The following is an 11,374-nucleotide window of genomic DNA, read 5'->3' on the forward strand; positions in this document are numbered from 1 at the left end:
GGATTTCCCCGGACGGAACCCGGGCGCAGCCGATGACGCCCCGCAGTGGGGACACGTTCCGGGGATCTCAGTCACCGCTGCGGTCCCGGATTCTGCCCAGAGCTCTCCGGACATCGCGGTCGAGCTCCGGTCCGGAGGCGTCCGCGGCACGTGGCAGGGCCCGGATGACGACATCACAGTCATCACCGAGACCCGCCACCAGTCCGGCGCAGACATGCCGAAGCCGTCGGGACACACGGTGGCGGAGCACCGCATTCCCGACGGCCTTGGAAACTATGAGACCGAACCGGGGACCGCCACTACGGGCCATTCCGGGTTCGGTCTCCGTGTGCCGAAGGTGCACGATGACCGTCTTCGAGCCTGCTCGACGCCCACCCCGGATCGTGCGACTGAAGTCGGACGGGGTGGAGAGTCGGTGCTCTTTCGGTAACACCCGTGAACCTGCGGATCTGACCGCTGATTAAGCGGTCAGGGAAGCACGGCCCTTGCGACGGCGAGCCGTCACGATGGCGCGCCCTGCACGGGTGCGCATACGAGTACGGAAGCCGTGCACGCGTGCGCGACGACGGTTGTTCGGCTGGAACGTCCGCTTGCCCTTTGCCACGGTGAACACTCCTCAAATTAACGGGTGATCCACACACCGGGACGGTCGGGGCATCCGGAGACCGGAGGGCGTCCTCTCCCTGTGCCGGAGCACACGGGACGGGATGATCGCCCTCTTCGCCGGGCGCCGAGACACAGGCACCGGTTGTGCATCTCACCCTTAGGTGGATGATTTTTCTGCTGCCCGGGACACGATCGACAGATGTCGCGGGGGCGACATTCGTCCAGGCGATTCCCGGAACACAACGCAGCGGTGGCACGTCGAACGGATCGACCGGAATGCGACGAACCGGAAAACCCGGAATGCCGGCACTGCGGCCGTCCGGCTGACCGGCCGGTGCTGCGTGAAACGCACCGGAACAGACCGGACACAAGTGTCCACCCTGAGTGATGCGTTGAGACTAGGCCAGATTACGTGCAGGTTGATGGTTCGACAAATCGACACGCCGCCGGAGAACCCCGGAGTTGAAATGACATTTCCGTAATTATCCCCCTATTCACCTGACCCTTCCAACGCGTTTTCGCGGGCAGACGCCACCGTCGGCGACCCTCGGCGGGGACCCGGGGGCAGGGCCACCGGGTCACCCACCTAGACACCGGTCCGCGGCGACAGGTAACAATGAAGCAGCCGTGGAACCACAGCCTGTGGATGTCCTGCACTGTGAATAACTCTCAACCAAAGCTTGAGGATATTCTCGTTTCCGGACGAATCCCCAGGTTAAACCGGTCGGGACAGCCGGTTGAATCTATCCACAGGGCATCCGGTACCCTGTGGAGAACGAGGCCCACGAACTGTTGTCCACAGATGTGGATAACTCTGTGGAACCTGCTGGACACCGACCACATCGAGGTGTGGACGAACCGGTGGAGAATTACAGTTCTCCGTCCACCGCCGTTGCCCGCACCGGCACCCCGGGCCGCGGAATCAACACCTGAGCTTCCCTACCTCCCCTGTTCGTGTTCCACCGGGAAGTGCGGACCGCCGATGTCCGGCAGAGATCAGAGACGACGTACAGAAGGATGACCGTGACGGATACTTCACCCCAGCAGATCTGGGACAGGGTAGTGACCGAGCTCACTGACCTGGCCGGAAGGCCCGGAAGCGGAGTTCCTCCCCTCGGCCCGATGCAGGCCGCGAACATGCAGCTCGTCCGGATCGTCGCACTGGTCCCGGGTTTCGCCGTTCTCACCACCCCGCACCTGTACGCCAAGAACATGATCGAGAAGGACTTCGGGGAGCCGATCAAGCAGATTCTCTCCGACATCCTCGGGAGCCCCCACGGCATCGCCGTCTCCGTCGCGCCGGAGACCCCCGCGGAGAGCCGGCAGGGGGAGACCCCCCACCGGGATCCCTTCCACCGGGAGGATCACCGGTCGCCGAACCGGTCCGACATTGATCCGGATGTTTCGCCCGGGCAGCAACCGGTTCAGACCCAGTGGCATGGACGGGGTACCCGGACCACGATCCCGGGCGGACCGACGGATGTCGACAGTCACACCACACACCGCGACGATCCCGACGCACCGACCCTGTTCCCGGCGGATGTCCACCGGGAAACGGAGAACCACCCGAACGAGCATCTGTCCGGCCGGACGACCTCCGACCGGGACGCCGACTACCCGTCCAGCGAGGGTTGGCGGGCCACGGTCGCCCGTGCGACGGAGAATTCCCGGAACAAGCCGCAACGGGACAGCGGCCAGCGGATCGTCCGGGAGAAGGCCGCGAGAAACCCGCACCGGGCGGCATCCCTGAATGAGCGGTACACCTTCGACACCTTCGTCACCGGTTCATCCAACCGCTTCGCCCAGGCAGCGGCCATCGCCGTCGCCGAATCTCCCGCCCAGGCATTCAACCCGCTGTTCATCTGGGGTGGATCGGGCCTGGGGAAGACCCATCTCCTCCACGCCGCGGGACATTATTCACAGGAACTGCAACCTGATCTCCGCGTGCTGTACGTCTCCAGCGAGGAGTTCACCAACGACTACATCAACTCGGTCCGTGACGACCGTCAGGAATCATTCAAACGCCGGTACCGGAATCTCGATGTACTCATGGTCGACGACATCCAGTTCCTCGAGGGCAAGGAAGGTACGCAGGAGGAGTTCTTCCACACGTTCAATGCCCTCCACCAGGCGGACAAGCAGATCATCCTGTCCTCGGACCGGCCACCACGGCAACTGACCACCCTGACCGACCGCCTCCGGACCCGCTTCGAGGGTGGGTTGATCACGGATGTCCAGCCGCCCGACCTCGAGACCCGTATCGCGATTCTCGAGAAGAAGGCCGGCCTCGAGGGAACCGTGGTGTCGAGGGATGTGCTGGAGCTCATCGCGTCCCGCTACGAATCCTCGATCCGCGAACTCGAGGGTGCGCTCATCCGCGTCACGGCTTTCTCATCCCTGAACGGGACGAGCATCGACATGGCGACGGCCATGTCCGCGTTGTCGGACATCATGCCCGAGGCCGCTGACATCGAGATCACCGCGAACACGATCATCGAGGTGACCGCGGACTACTTCAACATCAGCGTCAAGGAGCTGTGCGGCACCGGAAAGGCGCGCCCGATCGCCCGAGCACGACAGCTGGCCATGTACCTCTGTCGGGAGCTCACCGACCTCTCGCTGCCCAAGATCGGTGCGAGCTTCGGCGGCAAGGATCACACCACGGTCATGTACGCGGACCGGAAGATCCGGAAGGAGATGACCGAGAAACATGACACCTACGATCAGATCCAGGAGCTCACGAGAATAGTGAAGACCCGCGGGCGGGCCTAGCGGACCGCACCACACCCGAACGGGAGGCACCTCAGGAAGGGGTGCCTCCCGTTCGTCTTCGTGTGACCGACGCGGTCCGGAAGTTGTCCACAGACCTTATCCACAGCTGTGTAATTTCACAGATGTAATTTGGTGATCCTCGACACAGTATCCGTCACCCGTCACAACTGGAACCGTCGGTGGACAACCGCCGGTGACCTGTTGAACAACAACCCCCGGATGGTGGATGGCGTGTGGATGAACAACCGGCTCGGGGATCCATCCACAGGCCGTCGACTTTGTCCACATGATTCACACAGATGACCCCACAACCCGAATCGCCGGGCGGACCACACCCGATGGCACCGATTCCACAGTTTGCACAGGACTTACTGTTACTCCCGTCTTTTCCCTTGGTAGATCTAAAGAAGAAAGAGGGGGTGTGGGGAAACTGACTCCGGTCCGGCGGAGACCGGCACCGGGATGACAGAGTGAACCTCCGGAGGGGAGGCATCTTTGTGATTCCAGGTTTCCCGGCGACCGCTCGCCGGGTACGTTGGTCTGTAATCACATGAAGCGATGTCCCGGACCCTGTCTCACCCGTCCGGCGACAACGCTCCGGCGGCAGTGCATCCCGTTCCGGCCGATGGCCGGAACAGTTCCTGTGTCGCGTCGCAGTGTTCGACCACGTCTTGAGGAGCTTCAACGAGCATGGAGTCACAATCGGTGTCATTCCGGGTGTCCAAGGATGACCTGGCGGGAGCTGTCGCCTGGGTGGCACGGAGCCTCCCGAGTAAACCCACCCAGCCCGTTCTCCGGGGCATGCTCATCACCGCCGATGACGAGGGCCTGGAACTGGCCGGCTACGACTACGAGGTCTCCACACAGGTCCGTATCCCGGCCGAGGTCACCGAGACAGGTAGAGTCGCCGTTGCCGGCAAGCTCATCGCGGACATCACCGCAACTCTGCCCAACAAGCCCGTCGAGATCGAACTCAACGGCTCAACAGTGCAGGTCAGATGCGGTTCCTCCCGATTCGAACTGCCGAGCATCCCGCTCGACGACTACCCGCAGCTGCCGACGCTCCCGGAGACCACCGGAACAATCAACCCGAAGCTGTTCACCGAGGCCGTCACCCAGGTCGCCACCGCGGCCGGAAGAGATGACACACTGCCCATGCTCACGGGCGTGCACATGGAGATCAACGGGCCGGAACTGCTGCTCGTCGCCACCGACCGCTTCCGGATGGCCGTACGCACACTGGGATGGAATTCCGCCGACACGGACGCCACGGCGAAACTGCTCATCCCGGCGAAGACCCTCCTCGACAACGCCCGTACCCTCGACGGGGCAAACGACGACATCGAGATCGCCGTCGGCGCGGGCGCGGAAATCGGTAGTGAAGGATTGTTCGGCGTGCACGCGGACGCCCGCCGCACGACCACGCGTCTCCTGGACGCGCAGTTCCCCAACTTCCGACCGCTCCTGCCGAAGAACCACAAGGCACTGGCGAGCGTCGAGATCGCCCCGCTCATCGATGCGATCCGCCGCGTCGCCCTGGTCGCCGACCGGAACGCCCAGATCCGGATGGAATTCTCAGAGGGACAGGTCATCCTCTCCGCCGGAGGTTCCGACGCCGGTCACGCCGAAGAGATCCTCCCCTGCGCATTCACCGGTGAACCGCTGCTCACCGCCTTCAACGCCGGCTACCTGAAGGATGGCCTCGCCGTGGTGCGGACGGAGCGCGTCGTATTCGGATTCACGGATCCGTCACGGCCCGCGATCCTCATCCCGGAGCCCGCCGACCTGCCCGAAGCCGATGAGGACGGAACCTTCACCACCCCGGAGACCGATTTCACGTATCTCCTGATGCCGGTCCGTCTTCCCGGCTGAGAGACGCGGGACAGGCCGGGGTTGTCGTGTGGTCCGCGTGAAGGAGTGAAAGGCGAAGAGTGCACATCCGTACCCTGACGCTGCGTGATTTCCGCTCCTGGCCGACTCTCTCCCTCGATCTCCGCCCCGGTGTCACGGTTCTGGTGGGGAGAAACGGACACGGCAAGACGAACATCGTCGAGGCCGTCGGATACCTCGCGCATCTCGGGTCCCACCGGGTCGCCAATGATGCGCCGCTGGTCAGATCAGGGGCCCGGGACGCCAGAATCTCCGCGGTGGCGGTCAACGGGGGCCGTGAACTCGCGGCGCATCTCCTGATAAAGCCGCGGGGCGGAAACCTCGCGCAGCTGAACCGGACCAGACTGGAATCCCCACGCGGGCTGCTCGGTGTGGTCAAGACGGTGCTCTTCGCACCCGAGGACATCTCGCTCGTGCGGGGTGAGCCGGTGGAACGTCGTCGCTACCTCGATGAGGTACTGGCGACCCGCTACCCCAGGATCGCGGGTGTCAGAGCCGACTACGACAGGATCCTCCGGCAACGCAACGCACTCCTCCGATCCGCCTCCGGCGCACTCCGGCGCGGCTACGACAGCGAGGACGGGGCCGCGGCACTCACCACACTCGATGCGTGGGACGGACAGCTGGCGGCGGCCGGTGGACAGCTCACCGCCGCACGGGTGGCACTGGTCGCCGAGCTGTCGGACCACGTCACCACCGCATACGGCATCATCGCGCCGGAATCGAGACCCCCCGGGCTCAGTTACCGGAGCACCATCACGACGGCTCCCGACAACTGCTGTGACGCTGAGGTCCTGGAGGCCGCGATGCTGTCCGACCTGGCGCACAACCGGACGAGGGAGATTGAACGGGGACTGTCACTCGTCGGTCCCCACCGGGATGATCTGGAGCTCATGCTCGGTGACGAGCCCGCCCGCGGGTTCGCGAGCCACGGGGAGACATGGTCGTACGCCCTGGCGCTACGGCTCGGTGTGTTCTCGCTGTTCAGGGAAGACGGGACGGATCCGATCCTGATTCTCGACGATGTTTTCGCGGAACTCGACGCCGCCCGGAGGGAGGCGCTCATCCAGATCGCCCTGACGGCGGAACAGGTGCTGATCACCGCTGCCGTGGACGGTGATCTACCGACCGGCCTGGACACCTCGGGTGCCCGCATCCACCGCGTCTCGATGATCACCGACGAATCGGGCAGATACTCAGTTCTCGGTGCGGCGGGATCCGCTCCGGAGCAGGTCCCTGGCGTGGAACCGACCGTGGAAGACGATCATGACGACTCCTGAGGAACGGGATTCCGTCACCGCAGCCTATGAGCACATCCGTGCGGTCGCGCGGAAAAGAGGGGCCAGGCCACCTGAGACGGGGCGCGTAACCCGTGGACACACCCGCGGACCGGCGGCCGGCGGGTCGCAGCCGCGGCGGATCGGACGGCCGACCGGGCCGGACGGGCGGGCACTCGGACGCCCGGACAGAACGGAATCCGTGGGATCCGTGCTCGGGGACGAGATCAGACGTCGGGGTTGGGGTCGCCCCATGGCCGGTGGCTGGGTCAAGGCCAACTGGGAGCTTCTCGTCGGAGAGCGGATCGCCCGGCACAGTCAGGTCCAGATGCTGAAGGACAAGCAGCTGTTCATCACCTGCGACTCAACGGCCTGGGCGACGAACCTAAGGCTGATGCAGCGCAACATCCTGCAGGTCATCTCACAGAAGGTCGGGCCCGACGTGGTCGCCGAGCTTAAGATCTTCGGACCCTCCCAACCCAGCTGGCGGAAGGGACCGCTGCACGTCAAAGGGCGGGGTCCGCGGGACACCTACGGCTGAGACGTCGGTGAGTTGCGACACATTCTTTGGCGACCTGGGGATTCGTGTTTTTCCCGGGGTGTGAGGCCGTCTGACGCCTGTAAGGCCTTGTTCGGTAGGTACCCCTGACCGTGTAGGATAAAAAGGTCCAGATACAACTTCAGCGAGGAGCCAAGGACACCGTGGCAGATACCGTGGCAGCAACCGAACACCACTACGACGCTTCATCCATCACGATCCTCGAGGGTCTGGAAGCGGTTCGTAAGCGGCCCGGCATGTACATCGGTTCAACCGGGGAACGTGGCCTCCATCACCTGGTGTGGGAGGTCGTCGACAACTCCGTCGACGAGGCGATGGCCGGTTACGCAACCCGCGTCGATGTCACGCTCCTCGCCGACGGTGGTGTCCAGGTCGTCGACAACGGCCGCGGTATCCCCGTCGAGATGCACCCTGCCGGCATGCCGACCGTCCAGGTCGTCATGACCCAGCTGCACGCGGGCGGTAAGTTCGACTCCGAGTCCTACGCGGTCTCCGGTGGTCTGCACGGTGTCGGTATCTCCGTCGTCAACGCCCTGTCGACCCGCGTCGAGGCCGACATCAAGCGCGAGGGCCACCACTGGTTCCAGAACTTCAACCAGGCCGTACCCGAGGAACTCCAGCAGGGTGGTCGAGCACGCGGAACCGGCACCACCGTCCGGTTCTGGCCCGACGCCGAGATCTTCGAGACCACCGAGTTCAAGTTCGAGACCATCGCCCGTCGGCTGCAGGAGATGGCGTTCCTGAACAAGGGGCTCACCATCACCCTCACCGATCAGCGCGTCACCGAGGAACAGGCCGAGCTCGACGAGATCGCCGAGAAGGGCGTCGACGAGGCCGAACCGCTGACCGGTGATTCCTTCGACGAGGCCGAGATCGCCGCCGAGGAGGCGGAAGCCGCGGAAGCGGCCGAGGCCGCGGCCGCCGGTAAGAAGGTGAAGAAGAAGGTCAAGACCCGGACCTACCACTACCCCGAGGGTCTGAAGGACTACGTCAACGCACTGAATAAGTCGAAGACCCCGATCCACCCGACCATCGTCGCCTTCGAAGCGAAGGCCGACGAGCACGAGGTCGAGATCGCGATGCAGTGGAACAGCGGCTACCAGCAGAACGTCCACACCTTCGCCAACACGATCAACACCATCGAGGGTGGTTCGCACGAGGAGGGCTTCCGGGCCGCTCTGACCAGCCTGCTCAACCGCTACGCCCGCGAGCACAAGCTGATCAAGGAGAAGGAACCGAACCTCGCCGGCGAAGACTGCCGTGAGGGTCTCGCGGCCGTGGTCTCCGTCCGCGTCGCCGATCCCCAGTTCGAGGGCCAGACGAAGACGAAACTCGGCAACACCGAGGTCAAGGGCTTCGTGCAGCGCATGGTCAACGAGAACGTCACCCACTGGCTGGAGGCGAACCCCGCCGAGGCCAAGGCGATCGTCAACAAGGCCGTGTCCTCCGCCCACGCACGCCTCGCGGCCCGCAAGGCCCGCGAACTGGTGCGCCGGAAATCCAGCTCCGACATGGGGGGACTTCCCGGAAAGCTCGCCGACTGCCGCTCCAAGGATCCGCGCAAGTCCGAGCTCTACATCGTGGAGGGTGACTCCGCCGGTGGCTCCGCGAAGAGCGGCCGGGAGTCGATGTTCCAGGCGATCCTGCCTCTGCGCGGCAAGATCCTCAACGTGGAGAAGGCCCGGCTCGACAAGGTCCTGAAGAACAATGAGGTCCAGGCCATCATCACGGCGCTCGGTACCGGAATCCACGACGAGTTCGACATCTCCAAGCTGCGCTACCACAAGATCGTGCTCATGGCCGACGCCGACGTCGACGGTCAGCACATCTCGACGCTGCTGCTGACACTGCTCTTCCGTTTCATGCCGGATCTGATCCGGGACGGTTACGTCTTCCTCGCGCAGCCACCGCTGTACAAGCTGAAGTGGTCGAAGGGTGGTCCGACGTTCGCGTACACCGACGAACAGCGTGACCGCCAGCTCGAGGAGGGACTCGCCGCCGGCAAGAAGATCAACAAGGACGACGGTATCCAGCGGTACAAGGGTCTCGGTGAGATGGACGCCAAGGAGCTGTGGGAGACCACCATGGATCCCTCCGTCCGTACCCTGCGCAAGGTCACGATGGACGACGCCCAGGCGGCCGATGAGCTGTTCTCCATCCTCATGGGCGATGACGTCGTCGCACGCCGGTCCTTCATCACCCGCAACGCCAAGGATGTCCGCTTCCTCGACGTCTAGAGAAGCTGTCGCGGACCAGAGGGTCCACGGCAGGTGCCGCCATTCATGTCCGGTGGCCGGATCAGTTCATGACGATCTGTGGGACATGACCTGTGGGACACCGGGTCCCTCCAGCCCCGGACGCCGTAATCGATGCCGTAACCCGGTTCCCTGATACCACCGAAGGGAACCGGGGATCGATGGCACGGTGGTTGTCGTTCCACACGGTACCGTCCTGGGGCCGGGAGATGTCACCGTGTCCGGCCGGGTGTCGTCCCACAGTGGGCCGGGGACGTGGTGCTCTTCGGGTCCGACGTCAATCGGCGTCCAGCGGGTGACTCCCCCACCGGGACGTCGTAGATGTCACCGTGGCGTGAAGTGAGGGGTGACCACGGGTTGGCCTCCGATGGCTGCACGCGGACGCCTCTCCAGGCCCGTGGGACGAGGTGACGGTCGGTTGTGGCCATCCGCTCGGTGCCACGGACCGATGACGCCGACTACGTCGACCGGAATCCCGGGATCGGGGGCCGGGGACACCGTGGTGCGGAGTCATCACACACCAACGCGCCGATCGATCGCGGTCACGACGGCGTTGAGCGGTTCGCACCGCTTCTCCGGCCTTCTGAACCGCGGCCGGTCCAACTGCCGCAGAGTGTGTCGTCCGGGGCTGTGGCGTCTCCCGGGGAGCATGGGTGATGAGTACCCCGGCGGCGGGCCCCGGTCGGGCGGCACCGGGACGGCGGAGGATGGTGCACGCCGTATGCTGCGTGGCGCGGTGGTGACGTCACTGCCCGGTGTCGGACGGTGGTTGACGCCCGGTTGCTGTGCGGAGCCCATGACGACCCGTACCTGAGTGTGGCGGTCAACCCCAGGTCCGGTGGCTCACCCTCGTACTGCGCCGGTGGTCCCACGGGGACACGCGCTCTTCGGCTGAATGGTACGGCGGGCTGGGGTACGGGTCTCCGCCGCCCGTGGGGCAACCGGGCCGTTCCCTCCGAGGCGAGGGGCCCTAGGCGGCGTGTTTCTCGATGACGGCGCCGAGGCCGCCGAGATGATCGTTGATGATGCCGGTCAGCTTCCCGCGGACCGAGGAGTAGACCTTCGCCACGGCGGGCTGGTCGATGTTGTCCGCGTTGCGGTCCGCCACGGCGAGGATCGAGTCGGTGACCTCCGTGCGGTGCTCCTCGAGGTACGCACCGAAGTCGGCGTGTGCGCCGTTCTCGCGGTAGTTCCGCCAGTGCGGGTCGAGGGCGTCGCTGAACTCGGGGAGGAGGCGGTTGACGCCCTTGGAGATCACGTTCTGGTCGGCCCTACGGGCGGCACCGACCGCCCCCTTGATGGCCATACCCGTGAACCCGGACAGGCCGGAGACGGAGGACTCGATGAAGGCCGCCATGTCGCCGACGACGGCGTCCCGGTTGGCTCCTGTGAGTGTGGACTTGAGGTCGGTCATCGGTGATTCGTCTTCCTCTGGTGTTCGTCGGGTGTTTCGGTCTTACCGGCATCACTCTAGCGTGTCCGGTCCACGCTTCGCCCCGGAAGTCGTGTTCCCGGCTGTGGTCGGGCCCGAAAAAGACACAGGCGCCCTCGGTCCGATGCCCGGGAGGGGCATGAACCGGAGAGCGCGTGTCACCGGTGTTGTGACTCTTCCGCCACAGCCGGAAAACATCAGAAGTCGACTGCAGTCACAACAGCCACAAATGTTACACACATCGGTGATATTCGCCTAGTCGAGGCTCCCGTAGGAGCCGTGACAACGGAAAACGCCGGTTCAGTCACTGACTGAACCGGCGAAACGTTTCCTTGTGGAGCATAGGAGAATCGAACTCCTGACCTCCTGCTTGCAAAGCAGGTGCTCTACCAATTGAGCTAATGCCCCAAGTTATTTTGGTGGGCCTAACAGGAATCGAACCTGTGACCTCTTCGTTATCAGCGAAGCGCTCTAACCGACTGAGCTATAGGCCCTTGGAACGAGACTGAACTTTACCCAGCCCGCTCCATCAAAAGCAAATCACCAGGTTAAACTGACTTTTCGGTGGTGTCCGCCGGGCACG

8 protein-coding genes and 2 tRNA genes are annotated in these 11,374 nt (G+C 64.4%); 5 read left to right on the plus strand and 5 right to left on the minus strand.

Translation table 11 applies throughout. From position 1 onward, the window contains the following. Positions 1-67: 67 nt before the first annotated feature. Together rnpA and rpmH are read right to left on the minus strand one after the other, a co-directional pair. The gene (gene rnpA, locus KRX55_RS09155; protein WP_218407440.1) at positions 68-433 is read right to left on the minus strand and encodes a ribonuclease P protein component; all 366 of its coding nucleotides are present in this window, start codon (positions 431-433) and stop codon (positions 68-70) included. Between the two features lie 27 nt (positions 434-460). Further along, the gene (rpmH, locus tag KRX55_RS09160; RefSeq protein WP_198735233.1) at positions 461-604 is read right to left on the minus strand and encodes a 50S ribosomal protein L34; all 144 of its coding nucleotides are present in this window, start codon (positions 602-604) and stop codon (positions 461-463) included. 1,214 nt (positions 605-1,818) lie between these two features. Between rpmH and dnaA the strand changes: the two genes are divergently transcribed. The 5 genes from dnaA to gyrB all read left to right on the plus strand — a co-directional run bounded on the left by dnaA (position 1,819) and on the right by gyrB (position 9,341). After that, entirely contained in the window at positions 1,819-3,378 is a 1,560-nt protein-coding gene (gene dnaA / locus KRX55_RS09165; protein ID WP_370625814.1) for a chromosomal replication initiator protein DnaA, read from the plus strand. A gap of 690 nt (positions 3,379-4,068) precedes the next feature. Continuing rightward, the gene (gene dnaN, locus KRX55_RS09170) at positions 4,069-5,250 is read left to right on the plus strand and encodes a DNA polymerase III subunit beta (protein ID WP_218407442.1); all 1,182 of its coding nucleotides are present in this window, start codon (positions 4,069-4,071) and stop codon (positions 5,248-5,250) included. 59 nt (positions 5,251-5,309) lie between these two features. Further along, positions 5,310-6,548 (plus strand): DNA replication/repair protein RecF, encoded by a 1,239-nt coding sequence (recF, locus tag KRX55_RS09175; RefSeq protein ID WP_218407443.1) that lies wholly within the window; start codon positions 5,310-5,312, stop codon positions 6,546-6,548. Next, positions 6,535-7,086 carry a DciA family protein gene (locus KRX55_RS09180; RefSeq protein WP_218407444.1) on the plus strand — a complete coding sequence of 184 codons (552 nt, stop codon included), beginning with the start codon at positions 6,535-6,537 and terminating at the stop codon, positions 7,084-7,086. Before recF ends, KRX55_RS09180 begins: the two co-directional genes overlap by 14 nt. A gap of 173 nt (positions 7,087-7,259) precedes the next feature. Further along, complete coding sequence (gene gyrB / locus KRX55_RS09185) at positions 7,260-9,341, plus strand: DNA topoisomerase (ATP-hydrolyzing) subunit B (protein ID WP_218407493.1); 2,082 nt, start codon at positions 7,260-7,262, stop codon at positions 9,339-9,341. 988 nt (positions 9,342-10,329) lie between these two features. On the opposite strand, the gene KRX55_RS09190 is transcribed toward gyrB, so the two are convergent. The 3 genes from KRX55_RS09190 to KRX55_RS09200 all read right to left on the minus strand — a co-directional run bounded on the left by KRX55_RS09190 (position 10,330) and on the right by KRX55_RS09200 (position 11,285). Then, on the minus strand, positions 10,330-10,773 hold the full coding sequence (locus KRX55_RS09190) for a DUF6918 family protein (protein ID WP_218407445.1): 444 nt from the start codon (positions 10,771-10,773) through the stop codon (positions 10,330-10,332). 353 nt (positions 10,774-11,126) lie between these two features. Continuing rightward, positions 11,127-11,199, minus strand: a tRNA-Ala gene (locus KRX55_RS09195). 9 nt (positions 11,200-11,208) lie between these two features. Further along, a tRNA-Ile gene (locus KRX55_RS09200) sits at positions 11,209-11,285 on the minus strand. Positions 11,286-11,374 lie beyond the last annotated feature (89 nt).

Source organism: Corynebacterium sp. TAE3-ERU16 (genome assembly GCF_019209935.1).
Lineage (GTDB): Bacteria > Actinomycetota > Actinomycetes > Mycobacteriales > Mycobacteriaceae > Corynebacterium > Corynebacterium antarcticum.

What these genes read in the sequence shown, in the direction of transcription:
- dnaA (WP_370625814.1), top strand. Translation starts at nt 1,819, where the DNA reads ATGATCGAGAAGGACTTCGGGGAGCCGATCAAGCAGATTCTCTCCGAC.
- dnaN (WP_218407442.1), top strand. Translation starts at nt 4,069, where the DNA reads ATGGAGTCACAATCGGTGTCATTCCGGGTGTCCAAGGATGACCTGGCG.
- KRX55_RS09180 (WP_218407444.1), top strand. Translation starts at nt 6,535, where the DNA reads ATGACGACTCCTGAGGAACGGGATTCCGTCACCGCAGCCTATGAGCAC.
- KRX55_RS09190 (WP_218407445.1), bottom strand. Translation starts at nt 10,773, where the DNA reads ATGACCGACCTCAAGTCCACACTCACAGGAGCCAACCGGGACGCCGTC.